The organism is Cytobacillus horneckiae (assembly GCF_002835735.1).
GTDB classification, from domain to species: domain Bacteria; phylum Bacillota; class Bacilli; order Bacillales; family Cytobacillaceae; genus Cytobacillus; species Cytobacillus horneckiae.
Map to the genome: position 1 here is coordinate 157646 of NZ_PISD01000007.1, position 24825 is coordinate 182470.

The window sequence follows — 24825 nt, forward strand, 5'->3', positions numbered from 1 at the left end:
AATTAATTCCTTTTATTTATAAACTTCAGTCCAAACAAAAAAGATGAGCCATCATGGCTCACCCCTTTTTTAAGCTATTTTTCATCTGCTTCTATTGTATCTGCAAACAATCCATATACATATTGCTCTGCATTAAATTCTTGTAAATCGTCCATTTTCTCGCCAAGCCCTACAAGCTTAACAGGAATATCGAGCTCATTTCGTATCGCTAGAACGATTCCGCCTTTTGCTGTGCCATCAAGCTTAGTCAGAACAATTCCGCTGACATTAGTAGCTTCCTTGAAGGTTTTTGCCTGTACCATTGCATTTTGACCTGTCGTTGCATCTAACGCAAGTAGAACTTCATGAGGGGCGCCTGGCACTTCACGCTCAATAACGCGCTTTACTTTTTCCAGCTCTTTCATTAGGTTTACTTTATTCTGCAGCCTGCCTGCTGTATCACATATAAGGATATCTGCCTGACGAGATTTTGCCGCTTGCACTGCATCAAACATTACGGCTGCTGGATCAGAGCCTGCACCCTGCTTAATCACATCTACACCAACTCTATCTCCCCATACTTCCAGCTGTTCAATCGCACCTGCACGAAAGGTGTCTCCTGCCGCAAGCAAGACTTTCTTGCCGTCACTTTTCAATTTATGTGCAAGTTTACCAATGGTTGTCGTTTTTCCAACCCCGTTAACGCCGACAAATAATATAACGGTTAAGCCTTCATTCTGAATATTTAATGCTGACGATGAAATTCCACCTTTTTCATAAATCTCTATGAGCTTCTCAGAAATTACACTATGCACTTCTGCCGGATCTTGAATATTCCTTCTCTTCACTTCCATTTTCAATTCTTCTACTAAAGTCATTACCGTATCAAAGCCGACATCTGCTTGAATAAGAATTTCCTCTAATTCTTCAAAGAAATCCTCATCGACCTTTCGATAGCGGGCTACTAAGTCATTGACCTTACCTGAAAAGTTATCGCGTGTTTTCGATAATCCATCTTTAAACTTCTCTGTTACACTGTCTGTTTGCTGGGTAATTTTCTCTTTTAGCTTCTTAAAAAAACTCATTTTTTTCACTTCCTACACTAAAAATTGTTATGTATAGAAGATGCGTAATCCGCATCCTCTTGTCTAGCTTAGTGCCATTTCCTTTGTTTCTTCTAATCTCACTGAAACCATTTTCGATACGCCGGATTCCTGCATTGTCACTCCGTAAAGCACGTCTGCCTCTTCCATTGTTCCTTTACGATGTGTGATGACAATAAACTGAGTTTCATGGCTGTAACGCTTCAAGTACTGGGCATAGCGATGAACATTCGCTTCATCCAACGCTGCTTCTACTTCATCTAGGATGCAGAATGGGACAGGCCTTACCTTTAAAATCGAGAATAGTAAAGCAATGGCGGTTAGCGCTCTTTCTCCGCCTGACAGCAGGCCAAGATTTTGCAGCTTCTTCCCTGGAGGCTGAGCGACAATATCAATTCCCGTATTTAATAAATCATCGGGATCGGTAAACCTCAAATCTGCTCTCCCTCCACCAAATAATGATTGAAAAACAGATTCAAAATGAAAGCGAATGCCTTCGAAGGTATCCTGAAATCTTCTTTTCATCTCTACGTCCATTTCATCAATAACTTGGAAAAGCGTATCCTTTGCTTCTTGAAGATCATTTTTCTGTTCAAGTAGGAATTCATAGCGTTCAGAAACACGCTCATATTCTTCAATGGCCCCTAGGTTGACTGTGCCTAACTCATCAATCGCCAATTTAATGAGTTTTACTTTTTTCCGGGCTTCGTCCACTTCAATTGTTAACGGATACTCTTCCTTCGCTGCTTCGAATGACAACAAATATTCTTCACGCAGATGTGTAAGTCTCGATTCCAGCTCTACATCCAAACGGTTTATTTTTACTTCCTCGTCCTTTAAGCCTTCTGTCATCCCTTTATGCTGACGCTTTAATTCCTTCACTTCAAGTTCAAGATCTTCAAGCTCAGTTTGCATTTTTAACCTTTCATCGCGTCTTGCAGAAATTAAATTTAACGTTTCATTTTTATCTTGCAGCTTCCGTTTCGCAGCTTCTTCTAAATGATGCTCCCCTGAAGAATTATTTGTCATTTCTGATGACAATAGTTCAAGGTCTTCCTTTACAACTTTTAGCCGCTCCTCGTTTTCATTGATTTCTGCAAATGTCGACTTGTATTTATCAACTGCAGATTTTAGCTGTTCATTTTTGGAAACTAGTTTTATTTTTAATTCATTTATTTCTTCAAGCAGGCTTTCTTTTGACGTTTGCTGCGTATTCTTCAACTTTGTGAGCTTTTGAATTTTGTCATCAAGCGTTGTGATTTGATTTTGGTAATCTCCTAATACATCCTGGAGCTCTTTGCTTCTTGTTATCAGTCTTTCTTTTTCTTCAGTGAATTGCGATTTATCCATGTCATAAAGCGCTAAACGTTCATTAACCCGCTTTTCTTCATACTCTATTTCGCGAAGCTCGCTCATCATAGATTGTTCCAGCTCTCTTAACTCGTTGCCTTTAGATTTAAGATTTTCTAAATGGAGCGTTTGTTTTTGGAGATCCGCTTTTATTTGCTTGACTTGCTTCTCCATATTTTCAGTTTTTTGATTCATTCCTACAATTTTCTGCTTTAGTTCTTCCAGCTCAGTTTTTCGGCTAAGGATGGACGATTTATTTTGCTTAACGGCTCCCCCTGTCATCGAACCGCCCGGATTAACTACATCACCCTCAAGTGTGACGATGCGAACGCGATATTGAAGAATCTTCGCCAGTTCATTTGCACCTTTTATATCCTTTGCTACTAAAACATTTCCCAACAGGCTTTCAATTGCTACGCTATATTTCGTATCAAATTGCAAAAGTGAAGAAGCAACGCCAATAAATGCTCCATGTTGTTTAACCAATTGCAATTGTGCTTCATTGATAAACTTTTTCTTAATAGCACTTAAAGGTAAAAAAGTCGCGCGTCCATAACCATTCTTTTTTAAATATTGAATGGCTTGTCTACCATCGGCTTCCGTATCAACCACAATATGCTGCATCGCTCCACCAAGTGCAATTTCAATCGCTGTTTCAAATTCTTTTGGTACGGTTATGAGTTCAGCAACTGCTCCTTGTATGCCATTTAGCTTTGTTTCTCTTGCCTTCAGGACTTCTTTCACACCTTGGAAAAAACCGGAATAATCCTCATCTAGCTCTTCTAGCATTTCCTGGCGCGATTTAGCTTGCTGAAGATACTGAAAGGCCTGATAAAGTGTTTTTTCCTGTTTTTCATATGCCCCTTTTAATGATTCAAGCTTGCGCTCTTCTTTGCGGTACAGATGCACATGTTCTTCTAATTTTTCATTTATCTCTTTAAAGCGATGCTGAATACTGTCCTTCTGGCTTTCAATTTGTTTTCGTTCATCGATATATTTTGCATTGTCGGATTCTAATTTAGAATGACGAGTTTCCTGCTGGTTTGATTGCCGATCAATCATCTGCTTTTCATTTTTAGCAGCTGCTTGGCGGTTAAGCAAATCGATATATTCACTCTTTAAATTTTCAATTTGCTCCTCCGTATTCTGACTATACAGCTTAAGCTTCTCTTGCTTTACTTCTAATTGCTGTTTTAGCGCTTTAGCCGCTTTTTCTAAAAGTTCTTTCGCCTGTTCGTGATTAACTTTATCTTTTTTCAATCCTATTGAAGAAGATGTAAGCTTCTCAAGACTTCTTTTTAATTGCTCTTTGTTTTGTGAGGCATTTTTCTTTCTTTCTTTTAAGACTTCTTTCCTGCCTTCAAGCTTTTCCAATTCTTCACTCGCATGTAAAAGTACATTTTGCAGATCATTTACTGATTCATCTAACGCTGTCACATGGTCTCTGAACGCCTGGATTTTCGCTTCCTTACCATGCAAAACTGTCGAGAGTTCCATCTCTCGCTGCTGATGATTTTCGAATAAGCTAGTAAGCTTTTCCCATTTTTCATGGAGTTCTTCAATTTCATATACAGTTAAAGCGACTTCAAATTTTTCTAATTCCTCTTTTTGCTCTAAATAATCCTTTGCAATCGAAGCTTGAATTTTTAATGGTTCCACTTGTGTTTCTAATTCATGAAGAATATCATTTACCCTGTTTAGATTCTCTTTTGTTTCTGTTAATTTAACTTCAGCCTTCTTTTTTCTTGTTTTATATTTCAAGACACCGGCTGCTTCTTCAAAGATTGTTCGTCTTTCTTCCGGCTTGCTATTTAGTATTTCTTCCACACGCCCTTGGCTGATGATGGAGAAAGCTTCACGGCCAAGTCCTGAATCCATAAACAAGTCGATGATATCTTTTAGACGGCATGGCTGCTTATTAATTAAGTATTCACTATCTCCCGAACGAAACACACGTCTAGTTACACTGACTTCATTATAGTCAATCGGAAGAAATTGATCATTATTATCCAAGGTTAACGTTACCTCTGCGAAGTTTAATGCCTTTCTTGAATCACTGCCGGCAAAAATAATATCACCCATCTTTGCACCTCGGAGCGATTTTGCCGATTGTTCGCCAAGCACCCACCGTATTGCATCAGTTATATTGCTTTTCCCGCTGCCATTAGGCCCAACGACTGCAGTCACTCCAGTGACAAAGTCTACCGTTACACGCTCGGCAAACGATTTAAATCCGACGATATCGAGCTGTTTTAAAAACAAGTTATGCTCCTCCCTTACCTTCTTACTGTTCAATCATATCTGGTTGTTTAGGGTTTATCGCGCATTAACGAGCAGAAGAACCACCACTTCAAGTTTTCCTGTGGAATCATAAAGGATGAGCGGGGTCAACTGCCTGTAAAATCCCGATTATTAGAACTCAGACTAAATACACCTTCCTGTGGCAACGTCTGAGTGACCCGCATCCTGCGGGCAAGTACTAATCATCAGTGGGGATAAAGAAATCCCTCTAATGATGGAGGTTTCACTTACTGCACATGGTTTTTTAATACTTCCAGAGCCATTTGAGCAGCATGTTGCTCCGCTTGCTTTTTGGAGCGGCCTGTTCCTGTGCCTAGTTCCTTTCCGTTAAGCATGACGATTGAGACGAACTCGCGATTATGGGCTGGCCCTTTTTCTTGAAGTATTTTATACTCAATTACTCCAGCAGAATCTCTTTGCACAAGTTCCTGTAATTGGCTCTTGAAATCCATCACATGTGAAAAAGCACCTGAATCTATTTTCGGAAAAACAACATTTTCTAAAAATTTGACGACGGTATCCAAATCTTGATCCAAATATAAAGCGCCTATAAACGCTTCAAATACATCAGCAAGCAACGCCGGGCGCATTCTACCGCCCGTCATTTCTTCACCTTTACCAAGCAAAACAAGCTCACCGAATGAAAGCTCATTTGCAAACGAAACTAAAGAAGGCTCACATACGACGGCTGCTCGTAGTTTAGTTAATTCCCCTTCACTCATCATCGGATACTTTATATATAAAAACTTTGATACCGTAAGCTCTAACACAGCATCACCGAGAAATTCCAAGCGCTCATTATCTTCATACGGCTTCCTTCTATGCTCATTCACATAAGATGAATGGGTAAAAGCCTGTTTAAGGAGTTTTTCATTTTTAAATTCTATTCCAAGTCTTTGTTGAAAGTCTTTAAACTTTCGTTCGTTCGCGCGTCCTTTTTTTTCTTTTTCTTTATAATTGTGCATATTAACATCCACCTTGCTTAAATAATTTCAGATTACACTCATGTTCTTATCTTTCATCAGTTTACGCAATTTCTGCAAAAAACACAAAGAAACTTGGCAGAGTTCCCATCCAAGCTTTGAAAAACTTGGCCTTTGCCAAGTCTGTAGGCGAAAGCCTTAGTTTTTCTTATGCGGCTTTATAATTGATATCTTTCCAGAAGGTTGATATCCCTTTAATCGCAAATAATTTATACTTTCCTATCAGCCAAGTTAAAACTGCAATGAGCCTGAAAGATAACAGGTGTACTTACTGTCCGTAATTACCTGAAAAATTTTTCAAGTCCCAACGGACAACAAGCACATGAAGATCACACATAAATAAAGAAATCATTCTCATAGAATTAGTGAGGACGAAAGCCGCCCTCACTAAGAAAAAATTCCAACGATTATTGTTTTGCTTGTATGTAATTAACAGCATCACCGACTGTTGCAATCTTTTCAGCATCATCGTCAGAGATTTCCATATCAAACTCATCTTCTAATTCCATTACTAGTTCAACAACATCTAGTGAATCAGCACCAAGATCATCTTTGAATGAAGCCTCTACTTTTACTTCAGACTCTTCAACACCTAAACGGTCAACGATAATTTTCGTTACACGCTCTAATACTTCTGCCATGCTTGTTCACCTCCCCTCAAGATATTATAGATGAATATCCGAAAATGTGAAAGTATTATTACATTACCATGCCGCCATCAACATGAAGTGTTTGCCCTGTCATATACTTGCTATCCTCTGATGCCAGAAAGCTGACGACTTTAGCAATATCTGATGGTTCACCAAATTTTGCTAATGGGATTTGCTGCAGCATTTGTCCCTTTAAATCATCATTTAACTCATCTGTCATTTCAGTCGTAATAAATCCAGGCGCAATCGCATTTACTGTAATCCCGCGTGATGCTAGCTCTTTCGCAGTTGTTTTTGTTAAGCCGATTACACCAGATTTAGCTGCTACATAGTTGGCTTGTCCAGGATTTCCGCTTACACCTACGATTGAAGAAATATTGATAATTCTTCCGCTGCGCTGCTTCATCATTTGTCTAGTTACACCTTTTGTACAAAGGAATACACCTTTCAAATTTGTATTAATAACAGCATCCCATTCGTCTTCCTTCATGCGCATTAGCAAATTATCTTTTGTTATTCCTGCATTATTTACAAGAATGTCAATCTGTCCAAATTCTTCAATAACCTCTTTTATCATTGCAGAAACAGATTCACTGCTGCTTACATCACATTGAACGGAAAAAGCAGCTACACCTAGTGCTTTAATTTCATCAACCACTGCATTCGCTTTTGCCTCACTGCCCGCATAGTTTACAGCCACGCTTGCTCCCTGCCTTGCCAGTTCAAGCGCAATCTCTCTACCGATACCGCGTGAAGCACCGGTAACTATGGCTGTTTTACCTGTTAGTTTCATAAGCTTCCCTCCTTAAGTCCTTCTACTGCTGCTTGGATTGATTGCTCATCAGAAATAGCATAAATTTTTGCCGAACGATCGACTTTTTTTACTAGCCCTGACAGCACTTTACCTGGTCCGATTTCAATGAATGTATCCACACCTAACTCAAGCATTCTTTTTACAGTATCTTCCCATAACACCGGAGAATATAACTGCTCAATTAAGCGTGTTTTTATTTCTGCTGCGGTAGTCATTTCATCAGCCGTAACATTTGCTATCACAGGGACTTTTGCATCCTGCAAATTTATTTCTTCAAGAACCTCGCTCAGCCGCTCTGCTGCCGGCTTCATTAACTGCGAATGAAACGGTCCGCTTACTTCAAGCGGAAGGACTCGCTTTGCTCCAGCAGCCTTTGCTTCTGCTCCGGCTAACTCCACGCCTTTTTTCGTTCCTGAAATAACGATTTGTCCAGGGCAATTCAAGTTGGCCAACTGAACAGAGTGGCCATCATTTGTAATCTTTTCCGTCACTGCCCTCAGTTCATCTCTGCCCATACCAAGAACAGCTGCCATTGTTCCTTCACCATTAGGAACAGCAGCTTCCATAAATTCCCCTCTTTTACGGACAGCATAGACGCCATCTTCAAACGAGATTGCGCCAGCAGCCACCAATGCAGTATACTCTCCTAAACTGTGACCTGCAACATAATCAGGCTGAATGCCAGCATGTTTAAACGCGTCTAAAACCGCAATGCTAGTCGTGAGCAAAGCAGGCTGTGCATTCGTCGTTAAAGTCAATTCACTTTGCGGACCATTAAAGATTAAATTAGATAGTGAATAACCTAATCGTTGATCGGCACTATCAAAGAGTGATTGAATATGTTTATTTCCATCAGCAAGCTGTTTTCCCATGCCTACTGTCTGTGAACCTTGACCCGGAAACATAAAAGCGATTTTCCCCATAATAATTCCCCCTTATTCATGTAATTATTTTTCGACAGCGTCCTTTATCTTTTCAGAAACTCGATGCTCAACCATTATCCTCGTTTGCTTCACTGCACTATACAGTGTATTCGCATTAGAAGAGCCATGTGCTTTTATAACCGGTGCTTTCAGGCCGAATAATCCGGCACCACCATACTCAGAGTAATCCATCTTCCCTTTTAACTCTTTTAAATCAGGTTTTAGGACTGCTGCTGCAAGCTTGCTCTTAAGACTGCTTGTTAATGCACCCTTCAGCATTTTAAATACAGACATTGCTGTTCCCTCAATCGTTTTTAACACCATATTCCCAGTGAATCCGTCTGTCACAACTACATCGGCTACACCGTCAAGCAAATCTCTCGCTTCAACATTACCTATAAAATTTATATTTGCTTCTTGTAGTAATGTGAAGGTGTTCCTTGTAAGCTCGTTACCTTTTTTATCCTCTGTTCCAATATTCAATAATCCAACCCTTGGGTTTTGAATGCCTCTTACTTTTTCTGCATAGATTGAACCCATTAATGCATATTGTAATAGATGTTCCGGCTTCGCATCGACATTAGCACCAACATCAAGCAAAAGAAAGCCCTTTCCATCAATTGTAGGCAGCGTTGGTGAAAGCGCGGGACGTTCGATGCCCTCTATTCGACCAACAACAAACAATCCAGCGGCCATTAAAGCTCCTGTATTACCCGCGGAGATGCATGCATCTGCTTCTCCATCTGAAACCAATTGGGAGGCCAGCACCATGGAAGCAGTTTTCTTCCTTCTGACAGCTCTCACTGGCTCATCTGTCCCTAAAATGACTTCATCAGTATGTAAAACTTTTATTCTATTATGAGCCGTTAAATATTCATTAATTTTCTCTTCATTTCCAACCAATGTAATTTCAAGATCAGGGAAATCCTCAGCTGCTTTCATTGCGCCGAGTACGATTTCCTTTGGCGCATGATCTCCGCCCATAGCATCAATTGCTATTTTCATGTTGCTTCATCCTTTTACTTTAAAATTCTTGGAAAAGCTTAGCTTAGAAACAGAAAAATAGCAGCCCCCTTTTACGCTGTTACTTATATAGAAGCATCAGTGTTTTAGGTTGACGTTGCTACATATTTCTGGGATGCATAACTTTATTTTATTGTTCCGGTGAATGGGAACGGAACATATCAAATTCGCCTTTAAATACACATTCGTTATTGACAGAGCTAATGACTTCCACTTTTGTGCGGTCGTTTTCAATTGATATTACCCGCGCTTTCGCAATGACGCGTTCACCTTGTTTCACGGAACGAGTAAAGTGGATATTCGCTTTTGCCGTCAAGGCAAGTTCATCATTGATTACTGCAACAGCAAGTGAATTTGCTTGTGCAAATAAATGGTGTCCTCTGGCAATTTTATTCCTTTTAAAAACATGTTCCTCTTTCACATCAAAAATCGAAATAGCGGTCGAATCTAGTTGTATATCGATCATTTCGCCAATAACTTCATCAATAGGTAAAGATTTGACCTCATCTTCAAAATTCTTTTCTGCTACATGTTTAATTCGTTCGCGCAGCTCTGGAATAGAGAGCTCTAATCGATCTAGTCGAATCGTTTGTACACTGACTGAAAACTTTTCAGCAAGATCTTCATCAGTGATAAACGGATTATCCTGAATCGTTTCAATTAATAATGATTGCCGTTCTTTTTTATTCCTTTTCATATCATTTACACCGTCCACAGTAATTAAGACTAGGTACTAATAGTAGTATATAGTTAAAAAAATGATATTGCAAGAAGGAATTCTCCTTCATTTCAAAGAAAAACTTTGCGTTTTTCGATTACTTTTTTTATTTTTTTTGCAATAATTTTCCTTGTTTAAGATGGATGAAAATCATACTTAAATTTCTTATTACTATGGGATTTACCTGTCCAATAAACTTCTTTTCTAATCTAATTTTTCTCCCTCTAACACGCCTGCACTCTGTAGGTAGTTTCTTAACAGCAAATATTCGTCCTCTTTCCAAAACTTTTCAGACTGAATTAATTGTGCAGCATCATTTCTGGCAGTTTCTAGCGCACGGTAATCGTGAACCATATCAGCGACTTTAAATTCAGGTAAACCGCTCTGCTTCCGACCGAAAAAGTCCCCTGGACCGCGAAGCTCGAGATCTTTTTCACTAAGCAAAAAGCCGTCATTCGTTTCCGTCATAATCTTCATGCGCTCTTTGCCGACCTCTGACTTAGGATCAGCTAATAATATACAATAGGATTGCTTGTCCCCCCTGCCCACGCGACCTCTGAGCTGATGAAGCTGGGCAAGACCGAACCGCTCCGCGTCATAAATGACCATCATTGTCGCATTTGGTACATTCACACCAACTTCAACAACAGTGGTAGAGACAAGCACTTGGATACTGTTTTGACTGAAATCAGACATAACTGTTTCCTTTTCCTCGGCATGCAACCGCCCATGCATAAGACCCACATGATATCGACCAGCAAAATGGTGGGATAAAATGCTGTGTACATCAATTGCATTTTGCACATCAAGTTTATCCGATTCCTCAATTAAAGGACAAATAACATAAACCTGCTGCCCCGCTACCAGTTCCTTTTCCATAAAGCCTAGCACGCGATCAAGCATGTCTGGCTTAGCCCAATACGTCTCAATGGCTTTTCTGCCCGCTGGCATTTCATCAATGATCGATACATCCATTTCTCCAAACACGGTAATAGCAAGTGTCCTTGGTATCGGTGTAGCTGTCATAAATAAAACATCGGGGCTTTCCCCTTTTTGCCTCAATACTCTGCGCTGATTTACACCAAAACGATGCTGTTCATCTGTTATGACAAGACCAAGATGATTGAACTCAACTTCCTCTTGAATAAGCGCATGTGTTCCAATCAGTATGTCGATCTCGCCTTCATGTAATTGCTGAAGAATCTCCCTCCTTCTTTTTCCTTTCACAGAGCTTGTTAATAGCTCTGTCCGAATATTGAAGGACGCAAGCATTGATTCCATCGATTGCGCATGCTGTTCAGCTAATATTTCAGTAGGAACCATCAAAGCTCCTTGATAGCCAGCCGTTCTTGCCGCAAACAACGCAATGGCAGCAACAGCAGTTTTCCCTGAGCCAACATCCCCTTGGAGAAGGCGGTTCATGCGATAAGGCGATTTCATATCTGCCAATATCTCATTTACAACTCTTTTTTGCGCGTCTGTTAATGAAAACGGGAGGCTGTCTATGAAGTTCATCAATTCTTGCAATACATAATGAATTCCGATTCCTCGGGAATTCTCCCGTTCAATTTTACGAAGCGCCTGCATTTTCAATTGAAAATAGAAAAATTCCTCATAAACAAACCTGCGCCTTGCTTGTTTTAAATCATTAGGACCTGTTGGAAAATGCAAGATTTTCATCGCATCTTTACGATTCATTAATCTATATGCCTGTAAATATTCCACTGGCAGTGTTTCCTCAATTTGGTCACCATATTGTGAAAAGGCAAGATTGATAAATCGGCGAATCCCCTTTACAGTCAGCTTGCCCTTTACAGCATAAACCGGTTCAAAATCATGGGCTCTATTCGCTTCACCAACATGAAGCTGACTGACCGTTATTATCTGACGGTGCTGATCCCATTTGCCCGTTATTGTGACCGTATCATTTAGGGTTATTTTATTTTTTAAATAAGGCTGATTAAAAACAACCGCCTGGATTAAATAGCGTCCGGCAAGCACTCTAAGTGTCAGCCTTGACCGCTTCCTACCATAATAGACAAGAGAAGGCTCGCTATGAACCTTCCCTTCTACTGTCACTCTCTCTTCATGCTTAATTTCTTCGAGGTCTTTTAAACGGTAGTCTTCGTATCTAAATGGGAAGTGCTCTAATAAATCCCGGACGGTCAGTATATTCATCTCCGCTAAGCTTGCGGCTGTTTCTTCACCAATCCCTTTCACAGCAGTAATTGACTCATTTAACATATTCACATACTTTTGCGGCAATATGCTTTAATGACCGCAAACCTCCTTATATTGTTGATTCTTTACTCATCCTATCACATTTTTATCATGAAGTACTATTGATAAAGAAGAGTCCAGGATTAAATGATGGAATTGTCGTTTTTCAATCAAGAAAATAAATAACGTGCATCTAAACGGATTGGTTATTCTCCATTTAAATGCATCAAAAAAAACCATGAAAAGCGCTCTGCACGCTCATCATGGTTCTTTGAAACGGTTATTCTATTGAGAAAATAAATGCATAGAGAGGCTGCTTTCCATTATGGACTTCAACTTCTATCTCTTCATACTTTTCTTCAATAAAAGCGACTAAAGATTCAACTTCTTCATCTGTTGCATCTTCACCTTTAATAATTGTTAAGATTTCTGCTTCTTCATCTATCATACTCGATAACAGATTGATTGCAGATTGCACTTTATCTTTATCTTTAACAACAATTTTACCTTCGTCAATTCCCATGAAATCGCCTTTTTCAATTTCAAGGCCATCAATGCTTGTGTCACGCACTGCGTAAGTGATTTGACCTGTTTTCACATGTGCAAGTGCTTCAGACATACTTTCCTCATTTTCAGAAAGGTCAGCTCCAGGATTGAAAGCCAATAAAGCTGACATTCCTTGAGGGACAGTTTTTGACGGAATGACAATTGCTTCTTCTTCTGTTACTTCCGCTGCCTGCTGTGCTGCCATAATAATGTTTTTATTATTAGGCAAAATAATGACCTTTTCTGCATTAACTTCTTTAATTGCTTTAACAATATCTTCAGTGCTTGGATTCATTGTCTGTCCGCCTTCGATGACAGCATGGGCACCAATACTGCGGAATAAGTCAGCTACTCCGCTTCCCATTGAAACAGTAACAATTCCGTATTCAAGCTTTTCCGCTGGTTTTTCTGCTTGAGTATTTACCGCATGCGAGCTGTCTTCATCAAGAATATTCGTATGCTGCAATCTCATGTTTTCAATCTTCATATTAATCAAGTTCCCATAGCGTTGGCCGTAGGATAAGCAGTCGCCAGGTTGCTCTGAATGGATATGCACTTTAACTAAATCTTCATCTGCAATGACAAGCAGAGAATCTCCAAGCTTACTTAAATCTTGGCGGAATTGCTCCTCAGAGAAAGGATGATCAGCAATTTTTTCTGATTCAAAACGAACCATAAATTCTGTGCAATAGCCGAAAACAATATCCTCAGTGTTCATATGGCTTTGTATACTTTTATGATGTTCTGCATTTACAAGGTCATCCATTTTTGGAAGCGTTTGCGCTGAATCAGGTAGCTTCTCTCCTTTTAATTCAGCAAGGAACCCTTCATATACGAAAAGCAATCCTTGCCCGCCGCTATCAACAACTCCTACTTCTTTTAAAACAGGCAGTAAATCAGGTGTGCGATCAAGAGAAGCCTTCGCCTCTTTTACAATCGCTTCCATAATAACAATAATGTCATCCTCATTTTGAGCTGCTTGAACTGCTTTTTTTCCAGCGTCCTTTGCAACTGTAAGGATTGTACCTTCTACTGGTTTCATAACTGCCTTATAGGCTGTTTCCACACCTGCTTCAAAAGCAGCTGCAAATTCACTGCCATTTAAGCTTTCTTTATGTTCGATAGATTTGGAAAATCCTCTAAAAAGCTGTGAAAGAATAACACCTGAGTTACCGCGCGCCCCCATCAGCAAGCCCTTCGATAAAGCGACACCCACTTTTCCAATATGCGAATTCGCATGATTCTTTACTTCCTTCGCACCGGAAGTCATAGACAAATTCATGTTTGTTCCAGTGTCTCCATCAGGAACAGGGAAAACATTCAATGCGTCTACATATTTAGCATTTGCAGACAGATGATTGGCACCTTGTACAATCATTCGTGCAAATTGTTTTCCATCTAAAACTTTAATTGACACAGATCTTTCCTCCTCATTACGGGTTCGTTACACGAACACCTTGAACAAATATATTAACCGAGTCCGTACTGAGACCGACTGTTTGATCCAAGGTGTATTTTACTTTTGATTGCACATTATGCGCTACTTCTGAAATTTTAGTTCCATAGCTAACAATAATGTACATGTCAATATGTACTTCGTCTTCTTCCTGGCGAACGACGACTCCTCTAGTAAAATTCTCTTTACGTAGAATTTCAGTCAAGCCATCCTTAATTTGATTTTTAGAAGCCATGCCTACAATTCCGTAGCAGTCGACTGCTGCGCCACCCGCAATTGTTGCAATCACATCGTTTGAGATATCGATTTGCCCGTAATTCGTTTTTAATTCGATGGACATAGTTCGTTCCCCCTTTTGGAAAATAGCATTTTAGTATAGCACGTCTGCCAAATGTATGAAGTTTAATGATTACTTGCTCACTTGCTTATCCTTGGCAATCATGCGGGTACGTATATATATCATATATACTTTACTGCTTTTCATAAAGAATATTTTACTATATGAGCGAAGAATTTAAAAGCCATACTTCCTTCACCTTATTATAGCTTATAAATACATATCATATGTCAAGGAATTTTTCTTGATAGATTTAACAGCAACTATTGCATTGTCACAGCTAGTATGATAAATTATTAAGGTATCTTTTTAGTATGAAAGCAGTGCGGACTGTTTTCTTATTAAATCAGATGTAACTGACAATTGTAATCGAAAGCATGAAAATAGTTGATGTCATGTTTTAGTAAGGAGGGAATATACATGCCACGCAAATGTGTTGTAACAGGAAAAAAGACAACTTCAGGTAATGCTCGTTCTCACGCAATGAACGCTAACAAACGTACTTGGGGAGCTAACCTTCAAAAGGTACGTATTCTTGTAGACGGTAAACCAAAACGTGTTTGGGTATCTGCAAGAGCACTAAGATCAGGTAAAGTTGAACGCGTATAATGAATAAGAGGGATATCCACAATGGATTCCCTCTTTTTTATTGGAAAAATAAAAGCACCTGAATAGGTGCTTAATCAAGTATTTCTTGCTGAATTCATCTATCCCTTCTTAAATGTTCCCAACATGGCGCGGACAATCCCGCCTAGAAATTTGGGCAGTTTAATTGTATAAAACCTCATTTAAGTCCCTCCTCAAAATCTCACACATCTGGCTATTTGGCAGCCTATTTCTATACTATTCATATTAAGAAAATAAGTACTGCGAACAATTTGTCTTACTTAATCCTTGCTCCTTACCACCATTAATATGCCTTCTGTAAAAGAAAAAGTACCATTATCATCAAGAAGTTCATTACTTATACATAGTGTGGATCCGAAAGGAATATGCTTGTCAGATAAAGGATACTTAAACCCTATAAGTGTTAAATTCTCTACTGCCATAGTCATTGGAATAAATGAAATATAATTAAATGAATCCCTTTTATGTATATGATATTCACCAGGATTTTTTATATAAATAATATTTTTTTCATCAATCATTTCAATCGGCACAGGCACTTCTCGTAAGAGCGGCTGCACAAGCAGCTGGACATTGGCAAAGAAATGATCCAGCCTTCCACCAGTTCCACCAAACACTCTTATAAGCTGCGGATTTTGTTCTAATGCCCAATTTAAAGCCAGCTCCATATCCGTTTCATCCTTTTCAGGTTTAAACCGGTTTAACTTCGAAACTCCTGATTCAATTTGCTTCATTTCATCTTCAGATACTGAGTCAAAATCTCCAAAAGCCATAATCGGCTGAATACCCTTTGATAAAAGGGTAACTGTTCCTTTATCCACACCGATCCATTGACCTTCATCTGAATGATAGCTATCTAATTTAGGTATATACTGTTCCGGACCAGCAGCTAAAATATTTATAATCATTTATACACCTCATTTATTGTATGTTATTGTTCCGAAGGACATAGTTTGTATATACCCTATTTTACTATCCTAATCGTGAATATTCATGTTTTTTACTGTTTTTAATTTTGATAGAGGCGCCCATTCAGCTTAAACGGATATTTAAGTCAACCAGTAGGCTCTCTTTAATAAAAGCAAATACTCCGGTAATTCTTTTCCATCTTTTGAACGTAGTAAGCCACTTACATTCTTATAAGAAATCACAAAGAATCTGCAATATTTATAGTAAAAAAACTATATGGCGAGTTTCCATGCTAGCCTATGGCATAATACGCCTACCTAAATAGAAAAAAAGCTGAGTCAAAAGCGTATTTTAGACAAATATATCTCTTAGAGTGCTGATGAATACTTTCTTTTGTGTGTTCGTCACTTTATTTGCCGGTTAAAGTGACGATTTTTTGTGCACTTTTCGGAAATAATGAAATTCCTTAATCAAAACTTCATTTCCTGAATTAGATAGAAAAAGAGGCTGACCCAATAGGTGTCATTTTCATGACCCTTTTGGGACAGCCCCTTTAATTCTACCCTCTAATCGCAGCGATTGCCTCGGCACGATTTTCTTTATTATATACTGCAGAACCTGCAACAAGAACATCTGCTCCTGCCTCCATACAAAGCTTCGCAGTCTCCTCATTTACACCGCCATCTACTTCTATTTCAACTTGCAGGTCACCCGCTTCAATTAACTGCTTTACTTCAGCAATCTTCGGAAGCACGCTAGTAATAAACTTTTGCCCGCCAAAACCTGGATTGACAGTCATTAATAAAACCATATCAATATCCTCAAGCACATGTTTGATTGATTGTACAGGTGTTGCTGGGTTTAATACTACACCAGCTTTAATTCCGTAGGATTTTATTAATTGAATGGTGCGATGAAGATGCTGGCAAGCTTCAACATGCACAGTAATATAATCCGCACCGGCTTTAGCAAATGCTTCAATATATTGATCTGGATTTTCGATCATTAAATGAACATCTAAAGGCAATTTTGTAATCGGACGTATGGCATCAACAATTAAAGGACCAATTGTAATGTTAGGAACAAAATGGCCATCCATCACATCGATATGAATATAATCAGCTCCGCCCTGTTCAACATCTTTTATTTCCTCTCCCAATTTGGAAAAATCCGCTGATAGGATAGAAGGTGCAATTTTCACCATGTTTAATACCTCGGCTTTCTCTCTTTAATTTCCTGCAAAAAAGCAATATAATGCTCATAGCGGTATGCAGGGATTTCGCCTGAATCATAAGCTTCCTTTACCGTACATTTCGGCTCTTTCAAGTGAAGACAACCGCGAAACTTGCACTCCTCACTTTTTTCCTGAATATCTGGAAAACATCCATTTAAATCTTCCATTTCGATATGAGTAAATTCTAAAGAACTGAAACCTGGAGTATCCGCAACATATCCATCATTAATCTCTATTAGCTCAACATGACGAGTCGTATGCTTCCCCCTTCCTAAATGAGTAGAGATGTCATCTGTTTTAAGCTCTAAATCAGGACGCAATACGTTGAGAAGTGATGACTTCCCAACGCCTGATTGACCGGCAAAGACAGATATCTCCCCACGTATAAAAGGTGCCAGCTCATTAATCCCTTCTTCTGTTTCCGAAGAAGTCAACAGTACTTCATAGCCTGCTTTACGATAATCATCCGCATATCCCCGTATTGTTTCCTGTTGCGCTTCATCCGCCAAATCCATTTTTGTTATGCAAATAATTGGTTTTATAGAATTAAACTCAACCAATACGAGAAAGCGGTCTAATAACGCTGTGCTAAAGGCTGGCTCAACGCTAGAAAAGACGAGAAAAGCCTGATCGACATTCGCAATTGGGGGCCGAATAAGTTCGTTCTTGCGCTCTTTAACTTCTAAAATATAGCCTTCTTTATCATTTTCCGCCTGATACACCACTTCATCACCGACGAGCGGAGTTATTTTATTCTTGCGAAAAACGCCGCGCCCCCGGCATTGAATAATTTCTTCCTCATCACTTAATACATAGTAAAATCCGCTCAACGCTTTAATAATTTTGCCTTCAGGCATAGCAGCACTCCTTGTTTTTATTCTTCGTCATAGTTAACTGTTTCTTCAATAATTAACGTTCCGTCTCTAATAATCTGATATGATGCAGATTCGCCAGGCTGAATTTGCAGTATAATTGGAATAACACGCTCTTCTGTAATATACAGCGTATTATAAGGCTCATCTATTTCATTATTCATGTCTTCTATATGAATTTGCACTTCTTGGGTTTGACCTTCTTCTTCAGGCGCATACGGCACATTCACTTCTCTTTTTACTTCTTTAGGAAGCTGTTTCGGGCCGGCAGATAGAGTAATTTTCACTTTATCGCCTGGGCTGAGCTCAGTCCCTGGGACAGGGTCTTGTGTTAGAACAAGGCCTTCCTTCACCTCAGGATCATTCTCACTTCCTACTATGTCAATAACGAGCCCAGTGCTGTTTTCATATTCTTCTAACCCAGGTTCGTTGTATCCGCTTAAATCTTTTAAAGTAATAGGCTCAGGCCCTGAGCTAACCTTAAATACGATTTCTTCATCTTCAGGAATGACTTCCTCGCCTTTTTCTATATTTTGTTCAACAATGATGCCGGCAGTTTCATCGCTGTGAACATCTTCTTTTGTAATGGAGGTAAAACCATCCTCCTCCAATTGGTTTTCGACATCTTCATACATGCGGCCGGTATAATCTTCAAGCTCATATTTCTCTTTGCCGATGCTTTCATATATCGTGATGGCAGCTCCTTCTTTTGCTGTCTTACCTGCTTTTGGATCCGTACGAATGACATCGCCCCCCGGAATTTCATCGTCCGTAATTTTATGTCTTTCTCCGACCTTAAATCCTGCTTCGGTTAACTCATTCATTGCTTCTTCTACCGGCATATCAGCCACATCAGGCACTGCAATGTCTTTCGGAGATAAAATGTCCGGCAAAACCGTCACACTCAATACACCAATTAGAAGCAAGAGCACAAAAACAGAGACTAAAATAACAGACCATCTTTTCTTTTTTTTCTGTTTTTTATCTGAAGACTTTTTGTCCTTCTTCTTTTTCTTAGGCTTGTCTTCCTTGCTGCCTTCCGGTTCTTCAACTGTCTTATGAATGATTGTTTCATCGCTTACAGGATACATTTTATCAGCTGTAATGATTGGAATTGCCTTTGTTGCATCATCATCTTCAGCTATAACAAATTTCGCTTCATTCAACCGCTCAGGATTTAGTGCAGTAGATAAATCCTCTTTCATCTCATCTGCATTGTTATAACGGTGAAATGGATCTTTCGCAGTCGCTTTTAAGACGATGTTCTCAACACTTTGCGGAATTTCCGGGTTCCACCTTCTTAAAGATGGGGTTTCTGATTGCAGATGCTTCAATGCAATGGAAACAGCGGATTCTCCTGAGAATGGCAATCTTCCAGTAAGCAATTCAAACATGACAATACCAAGTGAATAAATATCAGACTTTCTGTTTGCCATTCCGCCTCTTGCCTGCTCTGGTGATAAATAATGTACAGATCCGAGAACGGAATTTGTCTGAGTAATGCTTGTTGCGCTTAATGCCATCGCGATACCAAAATCTGTAATTTTAATATTACCTTCCGGGTCTATTAAGATATTATGAGGTTTTATATCCCTATGAATGATTTGGTTTTGATGGGCATGAGAGATCGCCGAAGTAAGCTGTTTCATAATATTTAATGCCGTTTCAATCGGCACTGGACTGTTCTTTTGTATGTATTGCTTTAAAGTATAGCCATCAACATATTCCATCACGATGTAATAAAGTGTATCTTCTTCACCCACATCGTAAATACTAACAATGTTTGGATGAGCAAGGCTTGTTGCAGATTGTGCTTCACGATGGAATCTGCGTATAAATTCATCATCTTCCGCATAATCTAGACGAAGCATTTTAACAGCCACATCCCTGTCCAAAATCATATCATGGGCAAGGTAAACATTGGCCATGCCTCCGCCGCCAATCATTTCAAGAATTTTATAACGACCACTAATGCGTTTTCCGATCATCACTCATCATCACCCTCTTTCACTGCCATCTTCAAACTCAACGATAACAAGGGTGATATTATCCTCGCCTCCATAATGATTAGCCATATCTATTAGTTTTGAAGCTTTTTCTTCTAAATTATCATTGCTCTTTATTATTGTATCCATCTCTTCTTCCGATACCTTATTTGATAACCCATCGGAGCATAATAACAGTACATCGTCCTCTTCGAATATAATTGTTTTTAGGTCAAGACTGACATCTTCTTCAGTTCCAAGAACCCGTAAAACAACATTTTTCATTGGATGATGTTCTGCATCTTCTTTGGAAATCTGTCCGGAGCGAACAAGCTCATTTACTAGTGAATGATCATCTGTTAATTGTTGAAATCCTGATTCATTTTTTATGTAGCACCGGCTGTCACCGACATTCGCTATTGTTGCAAAGCGATCTGTACAAATAGCTGCAACAACTGTCGTTCCCATACCTTCACATGCAGGAACATTATTTGCATGCTCAAACAATATCGCATTCACATCTTTAATATTTTGCGATAACCATTTTTCTGCTTCTTCTGCGGTTTGAATCTTTGCGGATTTCTCCCATAATTCCTTCAGATTATCCCTAGCCATTTCACTTGCAACATCACCTGCACGATGGCCGCCCATGCCATCAGCTACGATGGCAAGGCGATCTCCACTTGCATTGACAAATATTCCACCATTATCTTCATTTCTTTGACGGATTTTACCAACATCAGTCATAAAAACAGCTCTCATACTGTCACCTCGTCTCCTCTTTTCGCTCCTTTGCACGAAGTTGTCCACATGCTGCATCAATATCATGACCGTGCTCTCTGCGAATCGTTACATTTACACCATGTTTCTTTAAAGTTTTTTCAAAAGCAAAGATTTGATCTTTAGGTGTTCTTACATAATCCCTTTCTGGTACATAATTCACAGGAATTAAATTAATATGGCATTTAATATCTTTTACAAGGGCTGCTAATTCTTCAGCATGTTCTTCCTGATCATTTACACCGCCAAATAAACCATACTCAAAGCTAACCCTTCTGCCGGTCTTATCAATATAGTAGCGAATCGCTTCCATCAGGTCAGGAAGTTTATAGGCGCGATTGATAGGCATTAGACGTCCTCTAATTTCATTATTAGGTGCATGTAGGCTGACCGCAAAGTTAATTTGCATATTTTCATCTGCGAATTTATAAATCTTTGGTATGATCCCGCTTGTTGACACTGTTATATGGCGCGCGCCAATGTTTAAGCCATTATCATGATTAATTATTTTAAGGAAAGGCATCATTTGATCATAATTATCGAACGGCTCTCCAATTCCCATAATGACAACAGAGCTAACACGTTCGTCAGTCTCATCCAATGCTTGCTGAACCTTTACAACTTGTGCAACAATTTCTCCTGCTTCAAGATGTCGCTTTAAGCCGCCCAAAGTAGAGGCACAAAATGTACATCCAATGCGGCAGCCAACCTGTGTCGTTACACATACAGAATTGCCATAATCATGGCGCATTAAAACCGTTTCGATAGAATATCCGTCATGAAGCTCAAATAGGAACTTGATTGTGCCATCCGATGATTGCTGTTGAATGATTGTTTTCAATGTCGTCAATGTAAACTTAGCACTCAGTTTTTCCCTTAGCCCCTTTGATAGATTGGTCATATCCTCAAAGGTTGTTACTCTTTTCGTATAAAGCCAGTCAAAAATCTGTTCTGCACGAAAAGCCTTCTCATTATTTTCTTTCAACCATTCTTTTACATCATGGAGCTGTAAAGAATAAATGGAGGGCTTGTGATCTGTTGTTGTTTTCTTCTTCGTTGCTGTTTGTTCCATTTATTGCACCTTCTTTCTCAGACAGGCAATATAAAATCCGTCTGAACCTATATGTTGAGGTAAAATTTGTAATTCGTAACTATTGACTAACGATTGAACTGCTTCTGGCATTCTTTCCTTTAACGATTCATCACCTTCAAAACCTAGCTGCTCCTGTAAAAAAGCAGTCACTACTTCCTGGTTTTCGCTTTTGTCGACAGTACACGTACTATAGACTAGAATACCACCTTTTTTCAATAATGGCGAAACTGCTCTTAATAAATTTATTTGAACTTTTTTTAAATGAAGCAAGTCTGCTTCTTTTTTTGTATACTTCATATCCGGCTTTCGGCGCATGACACCTAGCCCTGAGCAAGGTGCATCAAGCAAAATGCGATCGAATGATTCAGCCGCAAAAACTTCCTGTACTTTCCTGCTGTCCATCGCCTTCGTTTCCACATTTTCTAAGCCAAGTCGATTGGCATTGTCAGCGATAAGCTTCACTTTATGATCATGTAAATCGAGTGCAATCACTTTGCCAGTGTTCCCTAATTTTTCACTAATATGAGTGGATTTTCCTCCTGGTGCAGCACATGCATCAAGAACAATTTCATCACTTCCTGGTGCAAGTGCATAGGCAGCTAACATCGAACTTTCATCTTGGATAGTCAACAACCCACTTTTGAAAGCATCCGAATGTGCCAGATTACCTCTTAATGAATGAATCGCTTCAGGGATAAACGGACTTGCTTTCGCAGCAAATCCTTCATCTTCTAATTGTGCCAGTACTTCTTCCCTTGTCGCCTTTATTCTATTCACTCGCGCAGTTTGTGTCGGTGCCGTTAAGTTTAGTTCACACATTTTTTCCGTTTCTTCATAGCCGAATTGCTCTACCCATCGCTTTACTAGCCACTTTGGGTGGCTTGTTTTAATCGATAGTCTCTCAATCGGGTCGGTTATTTCACTGATCTGTTTTACCCCTTGTCTCTGAACATTGCGCAAAACGCCGTTAACCATGGAGGAAATCCCTTTATGACCGCGTTTTTTTGCGATTTCAACGGCCTCATTTAATGCAGCATGATCTGGGATTTTATCTAAATACAGCATTTGATATAGTGTTAATCGCAATAAATGCATGACCCATGATTCTATTTTGCGAGGATTTTTTATAAATGGTTGCAAAAAATAATCCAAACTCATGCGCCGCTGCAAGGTACCATAGGTTAATTCTGTAAGCAAACCAATATCTTTGTCGCTGATTTGATTTTTATTAATTGCATGGTTAAGAAGAATATTGCTATAAGATTGGTTTTTATCAATCGTTTCAAGAAGCTCTAACGCAGTTTCTCTTACATTTTTCTTTGCTGGACGTTTATTCATTTGCTTTTCCCTAAACAGTGACCTGGTTGAATGTGGGCACCCGCACCCCGTAAATATTGTCCTGCATCCATTCTTTTCTTACCAGATGGTTGAAGCGCGATAATTTTGATTGCCCCATTATCTCCTGTTGCTACGGTCAAGCCTTCATTATCAACCTCAATAATCGTTCCTGGATTTGCACCACTGCTCTTATCGAGTTGTTTTGACTCCCATATTTTGATTACAGAGCCATCAAAGGTTGTATAAGCGACAGGCCAAGGGTTCATCCCGCGTATATGATTATAAATCTCTTTAGCTGATTTATTCCAATTAATTCTTTCTTGTTCACGTTTTATATTCGCAGCAAAAGTAGCCAATGCATCATCCTGCGGAATAGACTTTAGCTCCTTGTTTAGAATTCTCGGCAAGGTTTCCGATAGTAAATTGCTGCCAGCTTCACTTAATTTATCATGCAAACTTCCAACCGTATCATTATGATCAATCTCGACTTCAACTTGTGTTAAAATATCGCCGGCATCGAGCTTTTCGGCCATATACATGATTGTAATGCCTGTTTTCTTCTTCCCTTGAATAATCGCATAATGAATGGGTGCGCCGCCCCTTAATTCTGGAAGCAATGAAGCATGTACATTTATACAGCCAAATGTCGGTGCTTCGAGCAATTTCTTCGGCAATATTTGACCAAATGCAGCAGTTATGATTAAATCCGGCTCTAAATCTAATATCGGCTGCAGTTCTTCAGGATTGCGAATCTTCTCTGGCTGATAAACCGGAATGCCATGTTTCTCCGCTTCCACCTTTACTGGCGGAGGTGTCATTATTCTCTTTCTGCCTACCGGTCGATCTGGCTGTGTGACAACAGCAATGATGTTGTACCCTTCCGCTAGAACTTTTTGCAGTACTGGCACAGAAAAATCAGGTGTGCCCATAAATATTATTTTTGTCATTCCTCACTCAATCCTTCCAACTCTTCTTCCTTCATATATCTGCTTACTTTTGATGTAAACAATATGCCGTCCAAATGGTCAATTTCATGCAGAATGGCTCTTGCTAAAAAGCCTTCTGCTTCAAAAGTGTAAAACTTGCCTTTCCGGTTCAACGCTTTGATTTTCACATAATCAGGTCTAGTTACTTCACCATATAACCCAGGAAAACTTAAACAGCCTTCTGGGTCTGTTTGCTCTCCATCTGTTTCAAGAATCTCTGGATTAATCATTTCAATAGTGCCATGATGATCATCGATATCAACAATGGCGATTCTTTGCTTAATTCCTATTTGGGGAGCAGCAAGGCCGACTCCGTCAAATTCAATCATTGTATCATACATATCATTTAATAACTTCACCAGCTTCTTATCAAATACAGAGACCGGCTCACAAGTTTCTTCTAAAATTCCATTCGGGTACATTACAATCTGTCTAACAGTCAAAAACTCTTCCTCCAAGCTATACTCATTTCACTATTATTATTTTTACTACTATAACCAAATTATCGGCTAAACATAAAGGGCAGCGACCGTATGTTGGGGTCTCTCACCACTGATTGCATGTCTTAATAACATTTTAGGGCAGTTACCTCCAACCT

At 39.3% G+C, this 24825-nt stretch carries 22 protein-coding genes; 1 reads left to right on the forward strand and 21 read right to left on the reverse strand.

What is annotated here, in order from left to right:
- Nucleotides 1-74: 74 nt before the first annotated feature.
- The 11 genes from ftsY to CWS20_RS03025 all read right to left on the reverse strand — a co-directional run bounded on the left by ftsY (nt 75) and on the right by CWS20_RS03025 (nt 14406).
- Complete coding sequence (gene ftsY / locus CWS20_RS02975; RefSeq protein WP_066197062.1) at nt 75-1064, reverse strand: signal recognition particle-docking protein FtsY; 990 nt, start codon at nt 1062-1064, stop codon at nt 75-77.
- Between the two features lie 63 nt (nt 1065-1127).
- Nucleotides 1128-4694, reverse strand: a complete 3567-nt coding sequence (gene smc, locus CWS20_RS02980; protein ID WP_066197060.1) for a chromosome segregation protein SMC — start codon at nt 4692-4694, stop codon at nt 1128-1130.
- A 266-nt stretch (nt 4695-4960) separates the two neighbouring features.
- Nucleotides 4961-5698 (reverse strand): ribonuclease III, encoded by a 738-nt coding sequence (gene rnc / locus CWS20_RS02985; protein ID WP_066197058.1) that lies wholly within the window; start codon nt 5696-5698, stop codon nt 4961-4963.
- Between the two features lie 425 nt (nt 5699-6123).
- A complete protein-coding gene (locus tag CWS20_RS02990) occupies nt 6124-6357 on the reverse strand; it encodes an acyl carrier protein (RefSeq protein ID WP_066197056.1) in 234 nt (77 codons plus the stop codon).
- A gap of 58 nt (nt 6358-6415) precedes the next feature.
- On the reverse strand, nt 6416-7159 hold the full coding sequence (fabG, locus tag CWS20_RS02995; protein WP_066197054.1) for a 3-oxoacyl-[acyl-carrier-protein] reductase: 744 nt from the start codon (nt 7157-7159) through the stop codon (nt 6416-6418).
- Nucleotides 7156-8103 carry an ACP S-malonyltransferase gene (gene fabD / locus CWS20_RS03000; protein ID WP_066197052.1) on the reverse strand — a complete coding sequence of 316 codons (948 nt, stop codon included), beginning with the start codon at nt 8101-8103 and terminating at the stop codon, nt 7156-7158. The genes fabG and fabD overlap by 4 nt, the downstream gene beginning before the upstream one ends.
- A 24-nt stretch (nt 8104-8127) precedes the next feature.
- Nucleotides 8128-9108, reverse strand: coding sequence for a phosphate acyltransferase PlsX (gene plsX / locus CWS20_RS03005; RefSeq protein ID WP_066197050.1), 981 nt, complete (start codon nt 9106-9108; stop codon nt 8128-8130).
- Nucleotides 9109-9256: 148 nt separating this feature from the next.
- On the reverse strand, nt 9257-9823 hold the full coding sequence (gene fapR, locus CWS20_RS03010; RefSeq protein WP_066197049.1) for a transcription factor FapR: 567 nt from the start codon (nt 9821-9823) through the stop codon (nt 9257-9259).
- Between the two features lie 225 nt (nt 9824-10048).
- Nucleotides 10049-12088 carry an ATP-dependent DNA helicase RecG gene (gene recG, locus CWS20_RS03015; protein ID WP_066201528.1) on the reverse strand — a complete coding sequence of 680 codons (2040 nt, stop codon included), beginning with the start codon at nt 12086-12088 and terminating at the stop codon, nt 10049-10051.
- A 256-nt stretch (nt 12089-12344) separates the two neighbouring features.
- Nucleotides 12345-14027 (reverse strand): DAK2 domain-containing protein, encoded by a 1683-nt coding sequence (locus tag CWS20_RS03020; RefSeq protein ID WP_066197047.1) that lies wholly within the window; start codon nt 14025-14027, stop codon nt 12345-12347.
- Between the two features lie 16 nt (nt 14028-14043).
- Nucleotides 14044-14406, reverse strand: a complete 363-nt coding sequence (locus CWS20_RS03025; RefSeq protein ID WP_066197045.1) for an Asp23/Gls24 family envelope stress response protein — start codon at nt 14404-14406, stop codon at nt 14044-14046.
- 417 nt (nt 14407-14823) lie between these two features.
- Between CWS20_RS03025 and rpmB the strand changes: the two genes are divergently transcribed.
- On the forward strand, nt 14824-15012 hold the full coding sequence (rpmB, locus tag CWS20_RS03030; RefSeq protein ID WP_066197044.1) for a 50S ribosomal protein L28: 189 nt from the start codon (nt 14824-14826) through the stop codon (nt 15010-15012).
- Nucleotides 15013-15110: 98 nt separating this feature from the next.
- Here rpmB and spoVM read toward each other — a convergent pair whose 3' ends face one another.
- From spoVM to def, 10 genes are all read right to left on the reverse strand, one after another.
- Complete coding sequence (gene spoVM / locus CWS20_RS03035) at nt 15111-15191, reverse strand: stage V sporulation protein SpoVM (RefSeq protein WP_019381739.1); 81 nt, start codon at nt 15189-15191, stop codon at nt 15111-15113.
- Between the two features lie 99 nt (nt 15192-15290).
- Nucleotides 15291-15938 (reverse strand): thiamine diphosphokinase, encoded by a 648-nt coding sequence (locus tag CWS20_RS03040; protein WP_066197043.1) that lies wholly within the window; start codon nt 15936-15938, stop codon nt 15291-15293.
- A 560-nt stretch (nt 15939-16498) separates the two neighbouring features.
- Entirely contained in the window at nt 16499-17143 is a 645-nt protein-coding gene (gene rpe / locus CWS20_RS03045) for a ribulose-phosphate 3-epimerase (protein WP_066197040.1), read from the reverse strand.
- 2 nt (nt 17144-17145) lie between these two features.
- Nucleotides 17146-18030 (reverse strand): ribosome small subunit-dependent GTPase A, encoded by an 885-nt coding sequence (rsgA, locus tag CWS20_RS03050; protein ID WP_066197039.1) that lies wholly within the window; start codon nt 18028-18030, stop codon nt 17146-17148.
- Nucleotides 18031-18047: 17 nt separating this feature from the next.
- Nucleotides 18048-20033 (reverse strand): Stk1 family PASTA domain-containing Ser/Thr kinase, encoded by a 1986-nt coding sequence (gene pknB / locus CWS20_RS03055; RefSeq protein ID WP_276328289.1) that lies wholly within the window; start codon nt 20031-20033, stop codon nt 18048-18050.
- 9 nt (nt 20034-20042) lie between these two features.
- Nucleotides 20043-20792, reverse strand: coding sequence for a Stp1/IreP family PP2C-type Ser/Thr phosphatase (locus CWS20_RS03060; protein WP_066197035.1), 750 nt, complete (start codon nt 20790-20792; stop codon nt 20043-20045).
- A 4-nt stretch (nt 20793-20796) separates the two neighbouring features.
- Complete coding sequence (gene rlmN, locus CWS20_RS03065) at nt 20797-21882, reverse strand: dual-specificity RNA methyltransferase RlmN (RefSeq protein WP_066197033.1); 1086 nt, start codon at nt 21880-21882, stop codon at nt 20797-20799.
- Nucleotides 21883-23241 (reverse strand): 16S rRNA (cytosine(967)-C(5))-methyltransferase RsmB, encoded by a 1359-nt coding sequence (rsmB, locus tag CWS20_RS03070; RefSeq protein WP_066197031.1) that lies wholly within the window; start codon nt 23239-23241, stop codon nt 21883-21885. It lies immediately after the preceding gene.
- Nucleotides 23238-24188 (reverse strand): methionyl-tRNA formyltransferase, encoded by a 951-nt coding sequence (gene fmt, locus CWS20_RS03075; protein ID WP_066197029.1) that lies wholly within the window; start codon nt 24186-24188, stop codon nt 23238-23240. Before fmt ends, rsmB begins: the two co-directional genes overlap by 4 nt.
- Complete coding sequence (gene def / locus CWS20_RS03080) at nt 24185-24670, reverse strand: peptide deformylase (RefSeq protein ID WP_066197027.1); 486 nt, start codon at nt 24668-24670, stop codon at nt 24185-24187. The genes fmt and def overlap by 4 nt, the downstream gene beginning before the upstream one ends.
- Nucleotides 24671-24825: the final 155 nt, after the last annotated feature.

Coding starts and splice junctions, on each gene's coding strand:
- ftsY (WP_066197062.1), bottom strand. CDS start 1,064: ATGAGTTTTTTTAAGAAGCTAAAAGAGAAAATTACCCAGCAAACAGAC.
- rnc (WP_066197058.1), bottom strand. CDS start 5,698: ATGCACAATTATAAAGAAAAAGAAAAAAAAGGACGCGCGAACGAACGA.
- CWS20_RS02990 (WP_066197056.1), bottom strand. CDS start 6,357: ATGGCAGAAGTATTAGAGCGTGTAACGAAAATTATCGTTGACCGTTTA.
- fabG (WP_066197054.1), bottom strand. CDS start 7,159: ATGAAACTAACAGGTAAAACAGCCATAGTTACCGGTGCTTCACGCGGT.
- fabD (WP_066197052.1), bottom strand. CDS start 8,103: ATGGGGAAAATCGCTTTTATGTTTCCGGGTCAAGGTTCACAGACAGTA.
- plsX (WP_066197050.1), bottom strand. CDS start 9,108: ATGAAAATAGCAATTGATGCTATGGGCGGAGATCATGCGCCAAAGGAA.
- fapR (WP_066197049.1), bottom strand. CDS start 9,823: ATGAAAAGGAATAAAAAAGAACGGCAATCATTATTAATTGAAACGATT.
- recG (WP_066201528.1), bottom strand. CDS start 12,088: ATGTTAAATGAGTCAATTACTGCTGTGAAAGGGATTGGTGAAGAAACA.
- CWS20_RS03025 (WP_066197045.1), bottom strand. CDS start 14,406: ATGTCCATCGAATTAAAAACGAATTACGGGCAAATCGATATCTCAAAC.
- rpmB (WP_066197044.1), top strand. CDS start 14,824: ATGCCACGCAAATGTGTTGTAACAGGAAAAAAGACAACTTCAGGTAAT.
- spoVM (WP_019381739.1), bottom strand. CDS start 15,191: ATGAGGTTTTATACAATTAAACTGCCCAAATTTCTAGGCGGGATTGTC.
- CWS20_RS03040 (WP_066197043.1), bottom strand. CDS start 15,938: ATGATTATAAATATTTTAGCTGCTGGTCCGGAACAGTATATACCTAAA.
- rpe (WP_066197040.1), bottom strand. CDS start 17,143: ATGGTGAAAATTGCACCTTCTATCCTATCAGCGGATTTTTCCAAATTG.
- rsgA (WP_066197039.1), bottom strand. CDS start 18,030: ATGCCTGAAGGCAAAATTATTAAAGCGTTGAGCGGATTTTACTATGTA.
- pknB (WP_276328289.1), bottom strand. CDS start 20,033: ATGATCGGAAAACGCATTAGTGGTCGTTATAAAATTCTTGAAATGATT.
- CWS20_RS03060 (WP_066197035.1), bottom strand. CDS start 20,792: ATGAGAGCTGTTTTTATGACTGATGTTGGTAAAATCCGTCAAAGAAAT.
- rlmN (WP_066197033.1), bottom strand. CDS start 21,882: ATGGAACAAACAGCAACGAAGAAGAAAACAACAACAGATCACAAGCCC.
- rsmB (WP_066197031.1), bottom strand. CDS start 23,241: ATGAATAAACGTCCAGCAAAGAAAAATGTAAGAGAAACTGCGTTAGAG.
- fmt (WP_066197029.1), bottom strand. CDS start 24,188: ATGACAAAAATAATATTTATGGGCACACCTGATTTTTCTGTGCCAGTA.